Origin of the sequence: Nocardia salmonicida (assembly GCF_036142455.1) — a bacterium.
Taxonomy (GTDB): Bacteria; Actinomycetota; Actinomycetes; order Mycobacteriales; family Mycobacteriaceae; genus Nocardia; species Nocardia salmonicida.
Genome location: NZ_CP108014.1, coordinates 3,014,646 through 3,036,532 on the forward strand (window position 1 = coordinate 3,014,646; position 21,887 = coordinate 3,036,532).

Annotated in this window: 20 protein-coding genes; 7 read left to right on the forward strand and 13 right to left on the reverse strand. The window is 67.7% G+C overall.

Annotated elements, in window-relative coordinates; genetic code table 11:
- Positions 1-90: 90 nt before the first annotated feature.
- Positions 91-573 carry an NUDIX domain-containing protein gene (locus tag OHS03_RS14325; RefSeq protein ID WP_328663191.1) on the forward strand — a complete coding sequence of 161 codons (483 nt, stop codon included), beginning with the start codon at positions 91-93 and terminating at the stop codon, positions 571-573.
- Between the two features lie 42 nt (positions 574-615).
- Here the strand turns inward: OHS03_RS14325 and OHS03_RS14330 are convergent, their stop codons facing one another.
- Positions 616-951, reverse strand: coding sequence for a hypothetical protein (locus OHS03_RS14330; RefSeq protein ID WP_328663193.1), 336 nt, complete (start codon positions 949-951; stop codon positions 616-618).
- Positions 952-1,252: 301 nt separating this feature from the next.
- Here OHS03_RS14330 and OHS03_RS14335 point away from each other — a divergent pair, with 301 nt between their 5' ends.
- A complete protein-coding gene (locus OHS03_RS14335; RefSeq protein WP_131816951.1) occupies positions 1,253-1,828 on the forward strand; it encodes a DUF6968 family protein in 576 nt (191 codons plus the stop codon).
- On the opposite strand, the gene OHS03_RS14340 is transcribed toward OHS03_RS14335, so the two are convergent.
- Entirely contained in the window at positions 1,829-3,100 is a 1,272-nt protein-coding gene (locus tag OHS03_RS14340; protein WP_328663195.1) for a PucR family transcriptional regulator, read from the reverse strand.
- A gap of 463 nt (positions 3,101-3,563) precedes the next feature.
- Between OHS03_RS14340 and OHS03_RS14345 the strand changes: the two genes are divergently transcribed.
- Positions 3,564-4,364, forward strand: coding sequence for an adenylate/guanylate cyclase domain-containing protein (locus OHS03_RS14345; RefSeq protein ID WP_328663197.1), 801 nt, complete (start codon positions 3,564-3,566; stop codon positions 4,362-4,364).
- Positions 4,365-4,376: 12 nt separating this feature from the next.
- Here OHS03_RS14345 and OHS03_RS14350 read toward each other — a convergent pair whose 3' ends face one another.
- Together OHS03_RS14350 and OHS03_RS14355 are read right to left on the reverse strand one after the other, a co-directional pair.
- Positions 4,377-5,630, reverse strand: a complete 1,254-nt coding sequence (locus OHS03_RS14350) for a PucR family transcriptional regulator (RefSeq protein ID WP_328663199.1) — start codon at positions 5,628-5,630, stop codon at positions 4,377-4,379.
- 374 nt (positions 5,631-6,004) lie between these two features.
- On the reverse strand, positions 6,005-7,444 hold the full coding sequence (locus OHS03_RS14355) for an FUSC family protein (RefSeq protein WP_328663201.1): 1,440 nt from the start codon (positions 7,442-7,444) through the stop codon (positions 6,005-6,007).
- Positions 7,445-7,518: 74 nt separating this feature from the next.
- Here OHS03_RS14355 and OHS03_RS14360 point away from each other — a divergent pair, with 74 nt between their 5' ends.
- The 4 genes from OHS03_RS14360 to OHS03_RS14375 all read left to right on the forward strand — a co-directional run bounded on the left by OHS03_RS14360 (position 7,519) and on the right by OHS03_RS14375 (position 10,878).
- Positions 7,519-8,037, forward strand: coding sequence for a MarR family winged helix-turn-helix transcriptional regulator (locus OHS03_RS14360; protein WP_328663203.1), 519 nt, complete (start codon positions 7,519-7,521; stop codon positions 8,035-8,037).
- 65 nt (positions 8,038-8,102) lie between these two features.
- Positions 8,103-8,894 (forward strand): alpha/beta fold hydrolase, encoded by a 792-nt coding sequence (locus OHS03_RS14365; protein ID WP_328663204.1) that lies wholly within the window; start codon positions 8,103-8,105, stop codon positions 8,892-8,894.
- 119 nt (positions 8,895-9,013) lie between these two features.
- The gene (locus tag OHS03_RS14370; RefSeq protein WP_328663206.1) at positions 9,014-9,838 is read left to right on the forward strand and encodes a DUF1684 domain-containing protein; all 825 of its coding nucleotides are present in this window, start codon (positions 9,014-9,016) and stop codon (positions 9,836-9,838) included.
- The gene (locus OHS03_RS14375) at positions 9,835-10,878 is read left to right on the forward strand and encodes an LLM class flavin-dependent oxidoreductase (RefSeq protein ID WP_328663208.1); all 1,044 of its coding nucleotides are present in this window, start codon (positions 9,835-9,837) and stop codon (positions 10,876-10,878) included. The genes OHS03_RS14370 and OHS03_RS14375 overlap by 4 nt, the downstream gene beginning before the upstream one ends.
- 150 nt (positions 10,879-11,028) lie before the next feature.
- Here OHS03_RS14375 and OHS03_RS14380 read toward each other — a convergent pair whose 3' ends face one another.
- The 9 genes from OHS03_RS14380 to OHS03_RS14420 form a co-directional block, all read right to left on the reverse strand.
- Complete coding sequence (locus OHS03_RS14380) at positions 11,029-12,066, reverse strand: aldo/keto reductase (RefSeq protein WP_328663210.1); 1,038 nt, start codon at positions 12,064-12,066, stop codon at positions 11,029-11,031.
- Positions 12,063-13,106, reverse strand: a complete 1,044-nt coding sequence (locus OHS03_RS14385; protein ID WP_328663212.1) for an aldo/keto reductase — start codon at positions 13,104-13,106, stop codon at positions 12,063-12,065. Before OHS03_RS14385 ends, OHS03_RS14380 begins: the two co-directional genes overlap by 4 nt.
- A gap of 17 nt (positions 13,107-13,123) precedes the next feature.
- Positions 13,124-14,461 (reverse strand): NtaA/DmoA family FMN-dependent monooxygenase, encoded by a 1,338-nt coding sequence (locus OHS03_RS14390; protein WP_328663214.1) that lies wholly within the window; start codon positions 14,459-14,461, stop codon positions 13,124-13,126.
- Positions 14,461-15,801, reverse strand: coding sequence for an LLM class flavin-dependent oxidoreductase (locus tag OHS03_RS14395; RefSeq protein WP_328663216.1), 1,341 nt, complete (start codon positions 15,799-15,801; stop codon positions 14,461-14,463). Before OHS03_RS14395 ends, OHS03_RS14390 begins: the two co-directional genes overlap by 1 nt.
- Positions 15,798-16,988, reverse strand: coding sequence for an acyl-CoA dehydrogenase family protein (locus tag OHS03_RS14400; protein WP_328663218.1), 1,191 nt, complete (start codon positions 16,986-16,988; stop codon positions 15,798-15,800). Before OHS03_RS14400 ends, OHS03_RS14395 begins: the two co-directional genes overlap by 4 nt.
- A 293-nt stretch (positions 16,989-17,281) precedes the next feature.
- Positions 17,282-18,187: a LysR family transcriptional regulator gene (locus tag OHS03_RS14405; protein WP_328663220.1), complete on the reverse strand. Its 906-nt coding sequence runs from the start codon at positions 18,185-18,187 to the stop codon at positions 17,282-17,284.
- 110 nt (positions 18,188-18,297) lie between these two features.
- The gene (locus OHS03_RS14410) at positions 18,298-20,076 is read right to left on the reverse strand and encodes a dipeptide ABC transporter ATP-binding protein (protein ID WP_328663223.1); all 1,779 of its coding nucleotides are present in this window, start codon (positions 20,074-20,076) and stop codon (positions 18,298-18,300) included.
- A complete protein-coding gene (locus OHS03_RS14415; protein WP_328663225.1) occupies positions 20,073-20,936 on the reverse strand; it encodes an ABC transporter permease in 864 nt (287 codons plus the stop codon). Before OHS03_RS14415 ends, OHS03_RS14410 begins: the two co-directional genes overlap by 4 nt.
- Positions 20,933-21,886 (reverse strand): ABC transporter permease, encoded by a 954-nt coding sequence (locus tag OHS03_RS14420; protein ID WP_328663226.1) that lies wholly within the window; start codon positions 21,884-21,886, stop codon positions 20,933-20,935. Before OHS03_RS14420 ends, OHS03_RS14415 begins: the two co-directional genes overlap by 4 nt.
- Position 21,887: the final 1 nt, after the last annotated feature.

Sequence of the window (21,887 nt, forward strand, 5' to 3'; positions counted from 1 at the left end):
GTTACGTCGCTTCTGCAAATCGTTGCCCATGACCTTCGGCGAGTTCGACAGCAAACCTGCGCGTAGTGAGCGCGGATAGCGTTGTGCCTCATGAAGTCCGAACGAATTGAAGACATTGCGAAGTTCCCACGCAAACGGATGGGTACCGGTGTGTTGTTCGTCGACGAGTTGAACCGGGTACTGCTCGTCGAACCGACCTATAAGGACTATTGGGAGATTCCGGGCGGTGTCGTGGAGGCCGGCGAATCGCCCTATACGGCCGTTGTCCGTGAAGTCCGCGAAGAACTCGGCCTCGACGTCACGCCAGGGCGGCTGTTGGTGGTGGATTGGGTTCCGCCAGGCCTATATCCCGATGACGGCGTAATGATGATCTTCGACGGCACAGTGCTGACCGCCGACCAGATCTCGGCGATATCGCTTCAGGACGACGAACTTCGAAGCTGGGCATGGTGCGACGATGCCGAGATCGCAAAGCGGTTGCCGGACATCATGACTCGCCGCGTGGCAGTCGCACTTCGAGCCCGTAACCAGCGGTCATCGGCGTATCTGGAAGACGGATACGGTGTCGCCTGAGACCGAGAACCGGCCATGTGGGTACGACTGCCGAGGTCGTCGTCAGGTAAGCGGTGGCTGTAGGTGGTCCTTCGCGAATGCCGCGGTCACATAATCGACGAGATGAAGACGGAGGTCGGTGTGCCAGTCGGCGGAGAAATCGTCGAGAACCACACCGAGCGCCTTTTCGACTTCGTTCAATACGAAGGGAAGCGGAATGCGCTCCTGCGAACAGACCTGTACCGCGTATTCCAATTGATCCACAACGTCGCGCAGATGAGCGGTCTCACTGTCATATGACTCGACATCTAAATCCGAGCCGCGTTCGACAATCCGTCCTACCTGATCATCGTCTTCGCCGTCGAGCGATCGCGGGGTATTGCTCATGTACTCGTCCATCGACCCCCCTGTCGAACTTGTTCTGTGCCGGTGGTCAACCTACCGAATATTCGCAGAAAACGGTTGGCTACCGAGGAAGTTATATGGCTAATTAGCGGCTACTAGTGGCGCATTTGTGAGCCGTACCAGCGAGCATGCCACTTGTGTGAGATAGATAACTGTCCGAAGAGGCCGAGTGAGGACTCGCACCCATCCATGTACCAGGGCACAGCGAACTCCGTCGGCGTTGTGAGCGTTGACCAACCCGTTGCGGTGGGCATCGCACGCGACCCGCAACAGCGACGACCATCAGGAGGATCTTGTGACCAGTGCACTCGACGAGGTAGCGATAGCCAGTGTCCTCAAAACCGGCGAACGGGAGCTGCGGGTAGAGATCGCCGATCCCCACCAGGACCACACGACGCAACGCTGGCAGTGCACCTACCACGTCGAAGGTGCCCGAGCGCGCAGAGCCCACGGCCCGGACAGGTTGGCCGCCATCTACGCCGCACTGATCGATATTCCGAACGCGGCAGCCCGAGTCGGCTCGGCAGTCCGACCGACCGACGCGGACCCGTCGAGAGAACCTGAGGCTCCTCCCCTACGTATCGGCGAGTCCGCAGGATCCGCGGCGAAGGCCAGGGAGTTCGGTTCGCAGCTGGGGGCACGGGCCGTCAACACGGCCGCGGGACCGGTGGTGATCACGATCGGACGGCCCCGCCAAGATCCCGATCGCCCCCAGACCTACCTGTGCCCGTTCCGTATCGATGAGCGCACCGAAGCGTTCGCGCAGGGATTCGACGGGATCCACGCGGTGATGGCGGCGATCCGCGATGTGGGCGCCATCCTGGGGATACCGCTTGACTGGCCTATGCCGAGCGCACCGACCCGCAGGTGATCAGCAAGCCTGCGCGGCGGGCGCGGCCTGATCGGGGTCGCCGCGCTCGACCGGCTCCTGCTCGCCGACACCGACCATGCGGGCCACGAGGGCAGAACGCAGGCGCCAGAGCCCGTCGGAGTGCAGCGGGTCCAACCCGGTGATCTCGGCGATCTTGTTCAGCCGATAGTCGACGGTGTTGGGGTGTACGTGCAGTGCATGCGCCGTGCGCAGGCGCGTGGAGCGGGTCGTGAGGTAAGCCTTCAACGTCTCCAGCAGCACCGGATGCTTGTCGAGTGGGTCCAACGTCGCGGCAAGGTGCCGCCCCGCCGCGCCCGGCCTGGACAGCTGATACTCCAGCGACAGGCCCTCGAAATGCTCGAGCCCGTCTCGGCGCAGGCGACGCATGATGTCGAGTACCGCGTGCACGCGCTCGACCGCTTCGCGAATGCCACCGATTTCCACCGACACGAAGGTGGCACGTACCCGCGTCCGCGCCGCCGCGACGAGGTGCTCGACGAACTGCTCTGCCGCTGCGGGGTCGAAGTGGTCCTGCGGAATCAGCAGGGTCGCGGTGCCGACTCCCATCTGCATCAACGCGTGGTCACCGCCATGGCGCGACACCTCGGCTCTGACTCGGCGAACTGTTCGCTGGGAGATGATCTGGCGATCCAGGTGCGGCTGCGCCTCTTCCTGGTGTGGCACGAACGCCACAGCGAAGACGACGTAGTTCTCGGCCAGCCGCACCCCGCAGGCACGGGCCATGGCCGGTGTCGCGTTCCCGGCCATCACGGCCGCGGCCAGAGCGTCGACGTCGTCGTCCACGGCCGCTCGCGTCTCCCCCGAGTACGCCTGTGAAATCGCGGTAGCCAATCGGCTGGAGAGCCCGGCGAACACGTGCGCCACGTCGGCCACGGCCACGTGATCCCCGGCGGACCCGGCTTGTGCGACGAGATGGTCGAACACCATCCGAGTGCCGGTGTGCACTGCCTCGAGCATCGCGTCGATGGGGACACCTTCTTGCGCCCATTCCATGACGCCGAAACGCACATCGTCCAACGGTTTCGAAGCGTCCGCGTCGGTCAGCAGCCGCGCGGTCAGCTCCAGGCATGCCTTCACCATCGCGGTGACATCGCGACGCAGGGCCGCCAAGGGCACTCTGGCGGGCAATGCGCTGTCGACGACGAATCGGCTCATGATCTTGCCCGAAATCGTTGACGCCGGGGGAAGGCAGTCGACCGCGGGTCGACCTCCCACCGTCACGATCCGGGCCGACAGGACGCTGTCGGGCACATTTCCTACTTTCCGGTGTTTGCGCTCCATCGTGCGGTCTCGGCACCCCGCGTTCCAATGGCGATTCGCACCCGAATCGAATCCGCGTTGTGCACTATGCATCACCGGTCGCCGATCACGGACACCACCTGTACACCGAGATCGTACCGAACCGACCCGATTGCCGCGGTTCACGTCGCGTCGGACGCAACCTCCGGCACGGCTCGCAGTAGCGAGGCACACCGCCACCGAGTTCGCACAGTCAAGGCATTACAGCTGTACAAGCCTTGGGTTCGGGGGAAGGAAGGAGAGCGACCGTCCACGCTGCGTAGGCGCTCACCTCATGCTCCGCACCGCTGGCGAGGACCGAACACACCGTTTCGAAATTCGAGTGAACGCGTGTGTACTATTTTGCCGTGACCAGCTCGGGCGCGCAGCCGCTACAGGGTTCGACCAGCTACGCTATTCCGCCGAGGTTCGCCCGATGACTACAGTCGTGATCACCGTGCTCGCACTCGTCGCCGCCGGTGAAGCCGCCGGCTTGATAACTCTGTCGATCCTGCTTGCCCGCAGTCGGCGAAAGCGCAGATCCCCGCGTCGGTCGACGACCACGCAGCGATTGATGGTGGGCGGCCGCGAGGCGGTACGGACGGCCTGGCAGGCCGCGGACCTGGTGCGCGCCAAAGGCTTTCGAGCCGCCGTGCTGACCTCCATCGAAGACCTCGCCGGCTGGGCACGGGTCGAGCGCCCCGACCTGGCACGGCTGACACCGGACGGCAACGTGGTGATCATGTTCTCCGACATAGAGCAGTCGACCGCACTCAACGAACAACTCGGCGACCGCGCCTGGGTCAAGCTGCTCGATCGCCACCACCGTCTCGTCGAGCGCTGCGTGCAGGACCAGGCCGGCCATGTGGTCAAGAACCAAGGCGACGGGTACATGATCGCCTTCGCCGCGCCGGAGCGGGCAGTCTCCTGCGGACTCGCCATCCAGGCGGCGCTGACCAAGGACGCCGAATCATCGCGCGGCCACACCGATTTCAGAGTCCGGATCGGCATCCACATGGGTTCCTCGGTCCGCCGAGGTGACGATCTGTTCGGCCGCAACGTCGCCATGGCCGCGCGCGTCACCGCACAGGCCGAGGGCGGCGAAGTCCTCGTCAGCGAGCCGGTACTGGAAGCTATCGGCAGCACGACAGATCTCACGATCGGGATCCCTCGGGACGCCACCCTCAAGGGCCTGCGCGGCACTCACCGCCTCACCCCGGTATGCGCGGCGCAGTAATCCACGCCGGGTTCACATCGGCTGTGGCGTGCTCTGCCGCCAGTACAGCGCATCCAGCGCGACCGCGACGTGCACGCTGTTGTCCGCCAAGGGACGAGGCAGTAACTCGTCCGCGCGGGCGAGCCTGCGCAGAATCGTGTTCCGGTGGGTGAACAGGCGGGCCGCGGCGCGGGTGGCGTTGCATTGCTCGTTGATGTAGACGAGAACCGATTCGCGTAGTTCGCTGTCGGCATGTTCCAGCTCGCCGAGGGTGTACTTGATGAAACGGTCCGCCTGAGCGCCGTTTTCGGTGATCAGCGAGGTCAGTTGCACTTCGCCGAAAGTGACCAGACGGCGCGTGCTGTGCGGGCGGGCGAGGATTCGGTGCGCGGCCTGGGCGTCGAGGTGACTCGTCCGGAAACCCGCGACGTTTCGACCGGTCGAGCCGATGGCGATACGCACGCCGGGGATGTGGTCCATCGCATCGGTCAGGATCGCGATATCGGGAGGAGTGGGGCCCGGCACCCACACCCACAGGGTGGCCGCGCTGGCGAGCAAACTCAGTGCCGTCGCCGCACCGGCGGCCTGTGCGAGTGCCCTGGTCACCCGATGCGGTTCCTCCAGTTCGGCGCCGGGAATGCCACTCCAGGCGATGGCGGCGGTATGGGTCGTATCGAGCCGGTATCCGAGCCTGATCGAAGCACGCTCGACATTGATCGGTTCGCCTTCGAGAATGAGCGAGATCATCTCTCGCCGTTCGGCATACGAGCCGCGGGCCAGCTCGTCACGCTCGTCGTCGATGACCTCGGTGATCGCCTCGATGGTGCCGTCGACGAAGCCGGCGATCGACGCGGCGGAAACTTCGAAGACCTCCTGTAGCTCGAACGGGTCGGTCGTCAGGATGAAGATGATGGACATCCACCGTCGCCAGGCGACGTCTTGACCGACGCGATAGGCCTGTAGAGCGGCCTCGTTCAACCCGCGGCGGACCAGGTCGCGCACGATGGCGATCTGGTCGGCGCCGAGGTTGATCGGCACCGGCATCCCCGGATCGGCCACATTGGCCGATGCCCAGTGCAGCAGGTTTGCACGATTGACGCGCCGGACCGCCTCGGCCAGCAACGGATCCCCGGCGATGACGCGAAGGCTGGTCTTGAGCAGCGTGGCGTCATAGAGCTCGTCGAGCCATTCATCCGGCGCGTTCAACGCGATCTCGGCACCTTGGCGGATCACTTCCCGCGCGCGGTCGGACAGGCGTCGATCGAACAGACCATCACCAGAATGCACCACGTCATTATGCAACCCACGGTCTGAATTCCTGTGAGCCGAATTGCGGCACCGACGAGCCACCCGACGCCGCTACGTCGCCGACGGCCTGGCTGCCGCATTCGAGGTGTCCGACGACGCCCTCGGCCCCATGCTCAGCAAAGATCCGTTCCAGTTTCGGCGGAAAACGCGCGCGGGTCGGGTCCACGACAGTGGGCAACCGGTGCCCACATCCCGGCGGCATGCGCGGACCGCACCCCTGTGGGGCTTGGTATGTACCTGGTCCTTCGCGTGGTCGAGTTCGTCGAAGAGATTCGCTCGGTCCTGGGTACTCGCTGAAACGGTCATCGTGGTAATCCTCCGCCCGGTCGTGGAATGAATCACGCACTCGAGGCTTACGTAAAGGATGTCGGCAGGTGCTGCCGATCCGTGCGACTGATGGTCACGGCCGCGACGACGACACCCACCGTGACGCCGATCAGTGTGTCCACGATCCGGCTGACGCCGATCTCGGGCGAGAGGTGTGTCCCGAGGCCGACCATGAGCAACGCCATCGGTGTCACCGAGAGCGAGGTGAGTGCGTAGTTGCGGGTGGCCATCAGTTCGGCGGTCACCTGCAGAACCACGATCATGACCACCGTCTGCCAGTACCCGAGACCGGCCGCGATCAACAGCGCCCCGATGATCGCGCCTCCGACGTTGCCGAGCAGACGCTGGATCGCCCGTTGCACGGTCAGCGCGTACGAGACGCCCTGCATGGCGGCCATCGCACCCATCGACGCCCACAGCGGATGGTCGAGACCGGCCGCCGCGGCGAACCACCCCGCGCCGGCCGAGGCGAGGGCGATGCGCGCCGCGTTGCCGAGAACCATGCGCGAGCGCAGTCCGGACAGACCCGTTGCCACGAAGCCCTCCGGCCGCGGCAGCGCGGACACCTCGACCGTCGCGCCGTTGCCGAAGATCGCGCTGCGACGCTTGATCTTGCGGAGTTCGGCCTCGTGACCGGCAACCTCGAACAGCCGTTCCGGGTCCCCCGCCGCCCACTCGTCGACCGCGGTTTCCACCTCGTCGAGCAGCGCGATCAGATCACGGTGGTGCCCCGAGTCATTTCCGCGAACGCCGCTGAGCGCCAACTTCTCCCGAGCCTGGGCGATCGCGGCGCGGGCGGGTTCGACAGACCCGTCGTGATCGAGTGCGGCCGCGGCCGAGAGCGCCCGCGCCACGGCCAGCCGGGCCGGGCCGAGCGGCAGCACCAGCAGCGGCGCCGCTTGCGCGAGCAGTCCCACCGCGGCACCGATCGCCGCGGCCAGGCACACCCGGGCGAGATCGCCGATCGCGGTCACATAACCCACGGCCGCGGTGGCCGCGAAGACGAGAATCACCGGGCCGGGGCCGGTGATCCGGAAGGCCGACACCGATATCGCCGCGACGGCGGCGCCGACCGACATCAGCGCGACCTCAGCCCAGATCGGCACGTGCGCGAGCGCGAGCAACCCTCCGCCTGCGACGAAAGCGACAAGCATCCCGCCGACGAGACTCACCTTGGCCACGACCCGAACCATCGGCTCGTGCCGAGCGAAGGCCGACGCCAGCGCGCCGAGTACCGCGAAGCCGGCGTACTGGCGCAGATCGAGGAGACCACAGCCGACGAACACCAGCGCGGCGGCGGCGCCGACGCGCATCGAGACCGCCACGGTCGCGTCGGCAGCCCGCACCTCGAGCGCCCGCCGCCACGTGGAGACGGCGACCGAGTGCGCCAGCGCGCCACCGGAGTGCCGCAGCCGGGCAGATGTGGCCACGGTCGAGGTCTGCAGGTCGGGAGTCGCGGTAGGCACGGCTCCATCCTAAATGTATTTTACTTGTAAAACATATCTTAAATAATGTGAACCTGGTCGCCTAGGATGAGCGCATGGGCGACACCTCCCCCGACTTCGTCGACGGCGTCCGAGCCGAATGGGCCCGGACCTATCCCGAGATGGACACCTCGACGATCGAGGTGCTCGGGCGCATCAACCGGATCAGCTCGCTGGCGCTGCACCAGCTCGATCGGGCGCTCGCCCCGAGGGGCGTCACCCGCGGCGACTTCGAGATTCTGTGCGTCCTCGCCCGCGCCGAGCGCCCACTACGCGCCAGTGAAGTGACCTCGCGGACCATGACCAGCGGCGCCGCGACCACCAAGCACGCCGACCGGCTGGCGAAAATCGGACTGCTCGAACGTCTACCGTTCGAACGGGACGGCCGGGTGGTACTGCTCCAGCTGACCGCGGCCGGACGCGAACTCGTCGATGCCGAACTGCCCAGCCGCGTCGAACGGGACCGTCGGCTACTGGAGGGACTCGACGAGCAGGAGCAACAGACCCTCGTGGCTCTGCTGCGTCGCGTGTCACGCAACACCGACGCGGCCTCCTGGCCCACCGCCGAAATTTGAGACCTCACCCCAGCGGTCGTCGGCTGACCGCGTGCGCTGCCTCTTCACCGATCCGAAGGACGACCATGCCCAGCAACACCCCACTACTACTCCTGCACGGCGTCACGATGTCCGAACGCGCCTGGGCCGAGGTGGTTCCGCTACTGGCCCCACATCACGAGATCATCAGCCCCACCGCACTCGGCCATCGCGGCGGTCCGCCCGCGGTTCTGCGCCCGGCGCGATGCGCCCACCTCGTGGACAACGTCGAACGCGACCTCGACGCCAGGGGCCTCGACCAGGTCCACATCGCCGGCAACTCCCTGGGCGGCTGGATGGCCATCGAACTGGCGCGCCGCGGCCGTGCTGTCACCGTCTGCGCCTTGTCCCCGGCCGGGTTCTGGGACTCGGGCAGTACGACTCATTCCGATTCGACCGCCAAGATCGCGCACGGACTGACACTTGCGAAGCTGGCACGACCGCTGGCACCCCTGGGGCTGCGTTCATCCCTGGTTCGACGGATCGTACTGCGCGACATCGCAATTCGGGGCGGCCGCGCCACCCCCGCAGCCGCCCTCGACATCGCTCGCGATCTGCTCGAGTGCACGGTGACCGCGGACCTGTTGAGCACCGACGAGCAGATCGCGCCGCTCGACCCACTCCCCTGCCCGATCACGCTCGCCTGGTCCGAACACGATCGAATTCTGCCTGCCGCGATCTACGGGCCCGTCGCCCGGCAACGCATACCGGGCGCGCACTACCGAACCCTGCCAGGTGTCGGTCACGTCCCGATGGTCGATGATCCACACCTTGTCGCCGCGACGATCCTGGAGACCACCGGCGCGACTGCCGACCGCGGTATCGATTCAACGAGGTGAGTGGTCCTCCGATCGCCGACGGGTAACAGAGCGAAACGAGACGGGCGCTGATCGGTGACTTGCGTTCGGGATGAGCGCAATTCTGTTCGGCGGCGTTGGTGTCGGGTTGTATCGATGGCATGGCTACACAGGAAACCCCGGTCGCCGAGGTAGACGCTTTCACGGCCGACTGGCAGCAGTGGCACCGTCAGCAGGAGGCGCGCCTGTCCGACCGGCACGGATTCCTGGCCATCACGAACCTGCACTGGCTCACCGAGACCCCGGAGCGGTTCACCGATGCGCCCGGCACCTGGTCCACCGGTGTCGACGGTGTGGTCGTGGTTCTCGACGAGGGTGAAGAGTTGGTTGTCGACGGGACGCCGGTGCGCGGCCGTTACGAGTTCGGCGTGATCGCCGAGCGCGACGGGGTGAACGCCGTGTGGGGTGATGCGGTGATCGAGGTCGCCCGCCGTGGCGGCAACGACATCGTGCGTCCTCGGCACCCGAACAACCAGTTGCGCACCGACTTTCGGGGCACGCCCGCGTACGCACCGGACCCGAAGTGGGTGGTGACGGGTCGTTACGTTCGGTTCGAGCAGCCGCGACCGACCACGGTCGGCGCCTCGGTCGAAGGGCTCGAGCACGTCTACGAGGCACCGGGGCAGGTCGTGTTCGACATCGACGGTCAGCCGTTGCGACTGACCGCCTTCCCCGGCAGGAACCCCGGCGACCTGTCGGTGCTGTTCACCGATACCACCTCCGGAGTCACCACCTACGCCGCCAATCGCATCGTGCAGGTATCCACTCCGGCGACTGACGGCACGGTCGTGCTCGACTTCAATCGAGCGGTCAACCTGCCGTGCGCCTACACCGATCTGGCGACCTGCCCGCTGCCGCCCGCCGAGAACCGACTCCCGATCGCGGTCGAGGCAGGAGAGAAGATCCCCTACGAGCGTCAGGCATGAGCGCACCGCGCATCAGAACATTGGCGTTCCTGACGCCGGGCAACTACCTCGACGACGACCCGTACACCGGGTTGGAGGACACGCTCCAACTGTTCGAATTCGGGGAGCGGCTCGGCTTCGACGGTGCGTGGATCCGGCAGCGTCACCTCGAGCACGGCGTGGGTTCGGCGGCGGTCTTCCTGGCCGCCGCCGCCCAGCGCACCAGCCGAGTGGAGTTGGGCGCCGCGGTCATTCCGATCGGCTACGAGAGCCCGTTCCGGCTGGCCGAGGACCTGTCGCTGGCCGATGTGCTGTCCAAGGGTCGGCTGCAACCCGGCTTCAGCGCAGGAACCCCGCCGCACGCCGACCTCATCGGCGATCTGGTCTTCGACGGCGACTGGCGTAACTTCGACCTGTCCTACGGCCGCGTGGCCCGTCTGCTCGAGAACCTGCGTGGCGACTACCTCGGCGACGCCGACACCGTCATCCACTCGCCGGGCAACACCCAGCGTCCCCGCCTTCAGCCGCACAGCCCCGGCCTGGCCGATCGTGTGTGGTACGGCGGCGGGAGCATCCGATCCGTGCACTGGACCGCGGAGAACGGACTGAATCTACTCAGCGGCAACATCGTTTTCGGCGACGCCAGTGACGATTTCACCACCTCCCAGCTCACTCTGATCGCGGACTATCGCCGCCTGATCGACCCGGCTCGACCCGCCCGTGTGGCGGTCGGACGCGTGATCGTGCCGTTCGACAGCGCCGACCACGCCGCCCGCGAGCGCTACCGCGCCTACGCCGCGAGCCGCCACGACCGCACTCTCGGCCCGCAGGGTGAACGCCGAATTCTGTTCGCGCCGGACATCGTCGGCACCGCGGAGCAGATCCTGGAACAGCTGCGAGCCGACCCGGTACTCGCGCAGACCTCTGAGCTGCGCCTGGAACTGCCTTACGAATTCCACCGTGAGGATTACGAGCAGATCCTGCACGACACCGTGCACCTGATCGCTCCCGAACTGGGCTGGAAACCGACGTTCACGAACGCGGCGCCGACGTCGGCGTGACCCGCCGCTCGGTGCGCTTGTCCACCGGCACGGCCTCGAATCGCGGCGGTGATCTCGTGTGCCGGGCGAATGATCAACCGAAGCCGGTGCCGCAACCCGGTGATCGCTGAGGGAGAAAGGATTACGACTCCCTCAGCGATCACCGACGGGTCAGGCGGCGCGTCTACGCAGGGCGGGGTCGGCCAGCGCGTCGGGGATCTTGCCGGTGTCACGGTCGGCGAAGATCGTGCCGGGCGGGACGATCTCGTCGATGCGGTCGAGGATCTCCTCGCTCAGGACGACGTCGACCGCACCCAGGTACGCGTCGAGGTGCTCGCCGGTACGTGGGCCGATGATGGCGGCGGTGACATCGCGGTGAGCTAGTACGAAACCGATCGCGAGCTGGATCAGCGTGAGGCCGGATTCCTCGGCGAGGACCGCGAGCGCGTCGGCGGCGGCGAGTTTGTCCGCGTTGGCCGGTGCGTCGACATCGAAACGGCCCGGGATCAGTTCGGCCCGATGGGAACTCGGCTGAGGCGCGCCGAGTCGGTACTTACCGGAGAGCCACCCCGCGGCGAGCGGACCGTAGGTGATGACGCCGAGGCCGTACGTGCGGGCGATCGGCAGGGTCTCGCGTTCGATGCCGCGAATCAGCGGTGAATACGGAACCTGTTCGGTCGCAGAGCGATTGGCCTTGGTCCGGTCAGCGATCCACTGGGCTTCGACCAGTTCGCCGGGCGAGAAGACCGAGGTGCCGTAGTAGCGGATCTTGCCTGCGCGTACGAGATCGTCGAGGGCGGCGACAGTGTCCTCGAGTGCGGTCACCGATTCGGGGCGGTGCACCTGGTAGAGGTCGAGGTGGTCGGTGTCGAGGCGGCGCAGGGAATCCTCGACGGCGCGGGCGATCCAACGCCGGGAGTTGCCCCGGTGAGTGGGGTCGTCGTCGACGGCGTTGTGGAACTTGCTGGCCAGGATCACCTCGTCGCGCCGGTCGCGCAGCGCCTTGCCGACGATGATTTCGGATTCGCCGCGCGAGTAGGTGTCGGCGGTGTCGATGGTGTTGATTCCGGCGTCCAGCGCCCGATGGATCAGCGCGATCGATTCTTCGTGGGTGGTGCCGCCACGGGAACCGAAGTTCATGGTGCCGAGTACATACGGGCTCACCCGGACTCCGGTTCGGCCGAGCAGGCGCAGGTCGGACAGGCTCATCGGGTGACTCCGATCGTGGTGCGGCGGCGGACGGCCGCGTCGGTGAGCGAGGGCGGCAGGTAGCCCTCGTCGGCGGGGCTGAGTGTGGTTCCGGGCGCGACGATCTCGTCGATGCGGTCGAGCACCTCGGTGCTCAGCCGCACATCGACGGCGCCGAGCTGGGTCTCGAGGTGGGCCAGGGTGCGCGGCCCGATGATGACGGTGCTCACCGCCGGATGCTGGAGCACGAACGCCAACGACAGATGCACCAGCGAAATGCCCGCTTCGTCGGCGAGTTTCGCCAATTCCTCGGCGGCGGCGCGCTTGCGCTGGTTGGCAACAAGTTCGGGGTCGTGCCGGTGCGGCTGCCGGGTGAGCCTGCTCGACTCGGGCGCGGTCTCCCCGGCCCGGTAGCGGCCGGAGAGCCAGCCGCCCGCGAGCGGACTCCAGGTGAGTACGCCGAGGCCGTGCCGCTCGGCGATCGGCAGGGTGGCGCGTTCGGCGCCACGAGCCAGGATCGAGTACGGCGGCTGCTCGGTGACCGGGCGCGCCAGGTTGCGGTCCTGCGCCACCCATTGCGCCTCGACCAGCTGATGCGGTTCGAACGTGGTGGTGCCGTAGTAGCGGATCTTGCCCGCGCGCACCAGATCGTCCAGCGCGCGCAGTGTCTCCTCCAGCGGGACGTCCGGGTCGGGTCGGTGCACCTGGTAGAGGTCGAGGTGGTCGGTGCCGAGGCGGCGCAGCGAGTCCTCGACGGCGCGGATGATCCAGCGCCGGGAGTTGCCGCGACTGTTCGGGTCGGTGCCGATCTGGCCGTGGAACTTGCTGGCGAGGACCACGTCGTCGCGGCGGCCACGCAGGGCCTTACCGACGATCTGTTCGTTCTCGCCCTGGGAGTACACGTCGGCGGTGTCGACGACGTTGATGCCCGCATCCAGGGCACGGTGGATGATCGTCGCCGCGTCGTCGTGGTCGGGGTTGGCCCAGGCGCCGAAGTTCATGGCGCCCAGCGTGAGTGGGCTCACCAGTACGCCGGTGCGGCCGAGGTGTCGCAGTGTCATGGAGTGGGTTGTCACTTTCAGGTTGTGGAAACGGTTTCGCGGGCAAAGGAGTTCGCGGGTTCGGCCAGGCCGAGGTGACCGCGCAAGGTGGTGTGTTCGTATTCGCGACGGAAGAGCCTGCGTTCGCGCAGTTCGGGCACGACCTGGTCGACGAAGTCGGTGAGGTAGCCGGGCAGGACGGCGGGGATGATGGTGAAGCCGTCGATGCCCGCGTCGCGGTGCCACTGCTGGATGTGGTCGGCGACCGTCTGTGGTGTCCCGATCACCACGCGGTGGCCGCCGAGGAACTCGGTGAGCAATTGCCGCACGGTGTGGCCGGTTTCGAGCGCGTAGCCGGTGAGTGAGGCGAAGAAGCCCTGCGGGCCGATCCGGTCGGCGGGCAGCGTGGTGAGCTGGTGCGGCAGGGGGGAGTCGAGGTCGAGTTCGACGTCGGGATAGCCGAGCCAGCGGGCGAACTGGCGCACCGGAGCGCTGTCGGGGTGCAGCCGCCCCTGCAACTCGTCGAACCGTGCGCGGGCCTCGGCTTCGGTGGACCCGATCACCGGGACCAGGCCGGGCAGGATCCGGATCGCGTCGCCGTCGCGGCCGGAAGCCACTGCTGCCGAGCGGATCTCGGCCGAGAAGCTACGCGCGGCCGAGAGGCTGAGCTGGGTCGTATAGATCGCCTCGGCGTGGGCGGCCGCGAAGGCCCGGCCCTGCGGGGAGGCTCCGGCCTGCACGAGAACCGGGCGACCTTGCGGAGAGCGCAGCACATTCAGTGGCCCGGCTACGGAGTAGAACTCGCCCCGGTGGTCCACCGCGTGTACCCGATCCGGATCGGCGAAGACACCGGCTTCCTTGTCGCCGATCAGTGCGTCGGATTCCCAACTGTCCCAAAGCTTCTCGGTCAGCGAGACGTACTCGCCCGCACGCCGGTACCGTTCGTCGCGCTCGGGCAGCTCGGCGATGCCGAAGTTGCGGGCGGCGTTCGGTTCGAACGTGGTGACCACATTCCAGCCCGCTCGGCCCCCGCTCACGTGGTCGAGCGAGAGGATCCGCCGGGCCAGGTTGTAGGGCAGGTTCAGCGAGGTGGTCGCGGTGGGGACCAGCCCGATGCGCTCGGTCGTCACGGCCAGCGCCGAGCTGAGCAGGATCGGATCGATCGTGGCGGCGGGCGCCCGGGCGATGCCGGGCTGCTGCACCGGGATGTCCGGGAACAGCAGGCCGTCGAGTCCGCCACGTTCGGCTTCGGCCGCGACCCGCTGGTAGTGCGAGAGCTGGATGAACGCGTCGGCGGGCAGGGTCGGTTCGAGCCAGGCGGCCGGGTGGTAGCCGGCGCTGCCGACGTTGACGAGGAAGTGCAGTCTGCGTGCCATCAGGCAGCCCCTTCTGCGATGGTGCCCGGGTAGGTGGGGACTGGCAGGCCGAGGTGACCGCGCAGGGTGGTCGCCTCGTAGTCGGTGCGGAACACGCCGCGCTCGCGCAGGATCGGCACGACACCGTCGACGAAGTCGTCGAAGCCGCCGGGCAGGACATCGGGCATCAGGTTGAAGCCGTCGGCGATGCCCGCCTCTACCCAGTCGATGATCGCGTCGGCGACCTGTTCCGGTGTGCCGGTGACGATGCGGTGGCCCGCGCCGCCGCCGAGGCGGCGCAGCAGCTGGCGCACCGTCAGGTTCTCGCGCCGGGCGAGGCCGAGGGCGATCTTGTAGAAAGTCTGTGACCCGCCCGCCTCGTCGGGGTCGGCCAGCAGGTGCCACGGGAGCGGGCCGTCGAGGGTGAGAGCGTCGCGGTCGACGCCGAGCTGGGCGGCGAGCCGGTCGAGCGCGTAGTCCGGTGGCACGAGTTCGGCCAGCAGTTCGCGGCGCTGGGCGGCCTCGGCTTCGGTGGAACCGAGCACGGTGGACAGGCCGGGCAGGATCAGGACGTCCTCGGCCCTGCGCCCGTAGCCGACCGCACGCTCCTTCACGTCGCGGTAGTACTCCCCCGCCTCGTCCGCGGTCTGGGCGGCGGTGAAGATCACCTCGCCGACCCGGGCGGCCAGTGCTCGACCGTCTTTCGACGCGCCGGCCTGCACGACCACCGGTTCGCCCTGCGGCGAGCGCGGAACATTCAGCGGACCGGCCACGTCGAAGTGCGGGCCGTGATGATCCACGGCGTGGATGCGGGTGTAGTCGGCGAAGCGGTGCGTGGCCTTGTCGCCGATCAGCGCGTCGGGCTCCCAGCTGTTCCAGAGCGCGCGCACCACCTCGACGAATTCGGCGGCACGTTCGTACCGCGCGCCATGGGCGGGTTCGGCGTCGAAGCCGAAGTTGCGCGCCGCGTCGACACCGGCGGTGGTGACCACGTTCCAGCCGGTGCGACCGCCGCTGAGCAGGTCGAGCGAGGCGAAGCGGCGGGCGACGTCGTAGGGGTCGTTGTAGCTCGACGACAGGGTGGCGATGAGGCCGACGCGCTCGGTGGCCGCGGCGACGGCGGCCAGGATCACGGTCGGTTCGAGGCTGTTGAACGGCCGGTACCGGATGTCCTCGCGGATGGCGGGCCCGTCGGCGAGGAAGATCGCGTCGAACTTGGCTTCCTCGGCGCGCTGGGCGATGCGCACGTAGTGGTCGAGGGTGAAACTCGCGGCGGGGTCGGTGCCGGGAAAGCGCCACGAGCCGCCGAACACGCCGGCGTTGAGAATGTTGACATTGAGGTGCACCTGTCGGCGGGTCACGGCTGTTCCTCCTTGGCGCGGCCCGCCGCCAGCGCGGCGCGACCGAGATCGGCGAGCACGAAATCGCTCTGCGGGAAGTGGATTCGCCCGACCATGGCATCGCGATGGTGGCGTTCGAGGGGATGTCGGCGGTCGAGGCCGGGGTTTCCGGTCAGGTCGAGTGCGGATTCGGTGACCCGGATGGCGGTGGAGGTGGCGACGTGTTTGGCCAGTGCGGGCAGGCGCCCGTGCTCGTCGTCGGCCAGACTCGCCACGCCCTGGCGCACCAGTGCGCGGCTGGTCTGGATCCAGGCTTCGATCTCACCCACACGGTCGTGGAAACGCGGCACGGTGGCCAGCGAATCACCTAGTGCGGTGGGCACTCTGGTGTGCAGGTAGCGCACCAGCCAGTCCCGCGCGGCGATCGCGACGCCGTTGTAGTTCGCGGCCAGTAGCAGGGGCAGCGATTGGCGTCCGGCTCGGCGAATCTTGGCGGTGCCGCCGTTGGGGTCGCGCAGGTCGACGAGCCTGGCATCGGCGACGACCGTGCCGTCGAAGACCACCGACTGGGTGTCGGAGGCGCGCAGCCCCAGGTGATTCCAGGTCGGTTCGACGTGCCAGTCGGTGGCGGTGCGGTCGAGCAGGAAGGTCGCCACACGCGGGCTCGGTTCGGCGGTGCTGGTGGTGACGGTGAACCAGCTCAGCCCGGAAATACCGGTGGCGTAGGCCTTCTCACCGTCGATACGCCAGTCCCCCGACGGCAGCCGGGTGGCGGTGGTGGCCGGGATGCCCCCGCGGGAGAGGCTGCCCAGTTCGCGTTCGACGGCGAGGCCGTTGATCAGCGCGCCGTCCGATGCGGCCGAGCGCAGCACCAGTTCCTTCAGCTCGGCGGGCCACGGACTGTCGTCGCGGAGCAGGCTCAGATGGTTGGTGTAGTTCCACTGCAGGATCAGTCCGACCGACGGGTCGGCGGCGCCGACACGTTCGATCACCTCGACCGCCTCGACGAGACCCGCACCGAGACCGCCGTATTCCACCGGAACCGTGAGCGCGGGCGCGCCGATCGCGCGCAGCGCCTCGAAGGCGGCGAACGGAAAGGCCCCCGCCCGGTCGTGTTCGGCGGCGCGATCCGCGATCAGCGCGAGGGCGTCGGCGAACGCGTCCTCGTCCAGACCGTGCACGGTGTGTGCTGGTGCCACAGCTGTCATGCGGATGTCACTCTCCTGGTCGCGTCACGACCGCTCGGCGGCGGTCGAACGCAGATCTGTGCGGCGCACCGAAATTCACCGGAAAGGGAATCGGGGCGCGATGAAGTGGATCGTCGAAATCAGCGACGACAGGGCGGAGCCGTGGCGGCGGCCTCGATCCGGATATTCGGCAATTCCACGAGACCTCCTTTCCACGTTCGGTCTCCGCAATCCAGTATCGGAACCTCCGATGTCACCGAACAAGACAGCCGGTCTACCGGATTCGTTCAGTTTTTCTCGATCCTCGACCGCGATCAGGACGCCAACTGCTCGGGCGCCGCGATGGTGCGCAGCATCCGAATGGCCGCGGCGACAGCGGGCCTTTCCAGGGAAGCTTGCCGGTAGGTCACGCCGACCTGGCGCGACCCGTTGGCGATGGTGCAGGCGACCAGGTGCCGGTACTCCGGTGGTACCGACATCTCCGGCACCACCGCCACGCCCAGCCCGTGGTCGACGATCTCGGCCATTCCGGCGAAGGTGCCGCTGCGATGCTCGATCCGCGGGGCGAACCCGGCCTCACGGCAGGCGTACATCACCGACACGATCGACGGCGCGCCGTCGCGGGCGGCGATCCAGTCGGCGTCGCGCACCGCGGACAAGCCCTGCTGGCGGGCCCGTTCCCGCAGGCCGGGTGGGGCGAGCAGCACGAGCGGATCGTCGAACAGGAACTCCGAGGACAGCCCGAGCGGCAGATCCCGAGCCCGGAACGAGTACGAATAGGTGATCGCGATGTCGACCTCCTGCTGGCGTACCGCGGGCACCGCGTCCACCGGAATCAGGTCGACAACCTGCACCCGTAGACCGGGGTTCTCGTTCATCAGTCTCGCCGCGGCGGGCAGCGCGAGCCGGGTCTGCGCGGTGCGGAAGGTGGCCAGGGTGAGTACACCGGTGATGGCCTCCGCGGTGGCGGCCACCGCGCTCTCGGCTTCCTCGAGCGCGGTGATGATGCGTGAGGTGTAGTCCACCAGCACCCGGCCCGCATGGGTCAGGCGCAACACCCGGCCTTCACGGCGGGTGAGCACCGCGCCCACTTCCTCTTCGAGAATGCGCAACTGTTGCGAGACCGCCGAGGTGGTGATCCCGTGCAATTCCGATACGGCGGTCATGGTGGTTCGCTCGGCGAGATCGCGCAACAGGACAAGGCGTCGAATGTCGTACATGAATTCCTCGCTTCGACCGGTTGGCGTCCGGATTCGCCCATCATCCGCAGTAGCGACATTCCAGGAAATCCTTACGATCAGAGCGATTCTGTGCAGCTCTGCTTCGCCGATCACGCCACCACGGCAGCGACGGCGACGGGCGTGCCCGTACCGACCGGTACCGCGTCGAGCAGTCGTCGGGTGTAGTCCTGAGTGGGATTCTCGAAAACGCCGGTGACAGAACCGGATTCGACCACCGCTCCCGCGCGCATCACCGTCACCTCGTCGGCGACCAGCCGCACCACACCCAGGTCGTGGGTGATGAACAAGTACGTCAGGCCCTGCTGGTGCTGGAGATCGACCAGCAAACGCAGGATCTGCGCCTGCACCGAGACATCGAGGGCCGAAACCGCCTCGTCGAGGACGAGAACTCGCGGCCCGGCGGCGAGCGCGCGGGCCACCGCGACGCGTTGACGCTGACCACCCGAGAGTTCGGCCGGCTTGCGCGCCAAGTGTTCTCGCGACAGGGCTACCTCGTCGAGCAGTTCGCGCACCCGATCGCGGCGTCGCGGTCCACGCGGGAGCAGGCCGAGCGCGACGAGCGGTTCGGCGATGATCTGCTCCACGGTGAACTTCGGGTCGAGCGACGAATACGGGTTCTGGTAGACGAATTGGATCTCGCGACGGATCGGACGAAGCTTCCCGCGCGAGAGCCCGTCGATGCGGGCACCGTCGAACCACACCTGACCCGAGTCCAGTGAGGTGAACCCCGCCGCGATCCGGGCGACGGTCGACTTGCCCGCCCCCGATTCCCCCACCAGCGCGTGCGTTGTTCCCGCACGGACGGCCAGGGAGACGTTGTCGACCGCGCGCACGCCACCGTGCGCGAAGGTCTTGGTCAGTTCCCGGACCTCGAGCAGCGGCCTGGTCGCTTTCGGCACAGGCGTCGCCCGCCCCGGCGAGGAGCTGATGGCTGTCGGTGCCGACCGCGCACGCACGGCCGACGATCCGGTCCCTGTCGACGAAGCCGATCCTGCGGGAACCGACGCCGGACCGCCGGCGGATGGGCCACGTGGTTCGAGACGGGGTTCGGTGCTCGTCAGACGGGTGCTGTGCTGGGTGGGTGCCGCCGCGACCAGTCGGCGGGTGTAGTCGTGTCTGGGGTCGGCCAGGATGCGACCGGCTGGGCCCTCCTCGACGATGCGGCCGTGTTGCATCACGATCAGGCGGTCGGAGCGTTCGGCGGCCACGCCCAGGTCGTGGGTGACCAGCAGGACGCCGAGGCCGAGGGTGTCGCGCAGGTGGGCGAGGTGGTCGAGGATCACCTTCTGCACGGTGACGTCCAGGGCCGAGGTCGGCTCGTCGGCCACCAGCAGCGCGGGGTCGTTGGCCAGCGCGATGGCGATGAGGACCCGCTGTTTCATGCCGCCAGACAGTTCGTGCGGGTACTGCCGGTACACCCGTTCCGGCTCGCGCAATCCCGCCGTGGCCAGTTTCGCCACCGCGAGTTCGCGCCCCGGGCCGGATTCGACGCGCCGGTGCAGCCGCAATGCCTCGAGCACCTGGGTGCCGACCCGTTTGACCGGGTTCAGCGAGGTGCCGGGGTCCTGGGGCACGAAACCGACGAACGGGCCGCGCAATCGGGCGAGTTTTCGGTCGTTCCAGGACGCGGTGTCGTGCCCGTTCAATGCCAGCGCCGTGGCCTCGACCCGCGCCGACGCGGGCAACAGATGCAGCGCGGCATGGATGGTGGTGCTCTTGCCCGACCCGGATTCGCCCACGATCGAGACGAATTCGCCCCGGCCCACCGTCAGCGACACACCGTCGACCGCGGCCTGCCCGTCCGCGCCGCGGGCACGGTAGCGCACGGACAGGTCCTCGATCCGTAGCAGGGTTTCCTTCTCGCTCATCGCTTCTCTCCCAATGCTCGCCCGATTCGATTGGTGGACAGCACGACCACGGCGATCACGATGCCGGGCAGCAGCGAAATCCACGGGTAGGTGGCCAGAAAGTCCCTGCCCTCGGAGACCGCGAGGCCCCATTCCGGGTCCGGCGGCGGTGCGCCGTAGCCGAGGAAGCCCAGCGCCGCCACGGCCAGCACCGCCGTGCCGCATTCGAGCGCGGCCAGTGACAGCACCGCCGAGACCGAGTTCGGCAGCACGTGCCGCACCACGACCCGTCCGAAACCGGCCCCGGAGCCGTAGGCGGCCTCGACGTAGTCGGTGCCCGCGACCTTGAGCACCTCCGAGCGCATCACCCGCGCGAACGCCGCCACGGCCGAGATACCGACGGCGACAGCGATATTCACTGTGCCGTAGCCCAGCGCGGTGACCACGGTCATGGCCAGCAGCAGGCTCGGGATGGCCAGCAGTACGTCGACGAAGCGCATGATCACCGCGTCGACCCGGCCACCGAGGAACCCGCTGAGCAGACCGATCGCCGATCCGATCACGAACCCCAGGGCCACCGCGAGCAGGGTCGCGGTGAGCGTGGTCGAGGTGCCGTAGATGGTGCGGGCGAGCAGATCACGGCCGAGGCGATCGGTGCCGAACAGGTGCTCCAGACTCGGCGCGCTGAAGCTGGCGTCCGAATCCCCCTCCAAGGGTGAGTACTTCGTGAACAGGGACGGGACGAGCGCCCAGGCGAGCACGGTGGCGATCACCAGCCACGCCAGGGTCAGCCCCGGCGCGGCGGTGATCACCGCGATTACGGTGCGCACGCGATCGGGAACCGTCGGTGCGGTGCGGATGTCGTTGTCGAGGACGGTCATGCGGAGGTCCTTGCTCGCACACGGGACCGCAGCCGCGGATCCGCCAGCGGATAGACGAGATCGACGAGGAAGTTCACCGTGACGAACACCAGCGCGGCGAACACCACCACCGCCTGCACCAGCGGCACATCCTGGGTGCGCACCGCCGTTTCGGTCAATCGGCCCAATCCCGCACGGGAGAACACAGTTTCGACGATCACCGCGCCGGCGAGCAGATTGCCGAAGGTGACACCGGCGATCGTGAGCGCGGGCAGGGCGGCGTTCTTCAACACCTCCCGCACCAACACCCACAGCCGCGTCGCGCCCTTGGCCACCGACACCGTGACGTACCCGGCGTGCAGTTCGGCGTCGAAGTTCTTGATCAGCAGCTGCGCGATCGGCGCCGACACCGGAATCGCCAGCGTCACCGCGGGCAACACCAGCGCGCCGAAGCCTTCGTTGCCGATCGGCGGGAACCAGCCCAGCTGGAACGAGAACACCTGCAACAGTGCGAGTCCCACCAGGAACACCGGCACCGACACCCCCGCCGCGGGCAGGGTCGCGACCAGGTCGGCAACCCATGTGGTGCGGGTGTAGCCCGCGGTGGCGGCGATGGCGAAAGCCAGCGCGACGGCGAGGACCAGCGCGGCGCCCGCCAGCAGGGCAGTGTGCGGCAGGACCGACACAATCAGCGGCCACACCTGCTCACCGGTGCGGGTCGAGACCCCGAAGTCGCCGGTCAGCGCGGCGAACAGCCGGTGCGTGTACTGCCCGACCAGCTGCTGGTCCAAGCCGAAGTACTCCCGCGAGTTCTGTTTGTCCTCCTCGGAGATCAAGTCGCCCTGCGACGGGTCGAACAGGAAGTCGACCGCGTCGTAGGGCAGCACGAACAGCAGCACGAAGGTGAGGGTGTAGGCGCCCCACACCACGAACACCGCCTGTCCCAGTTTGGCGAGCACATAGCGCGACATC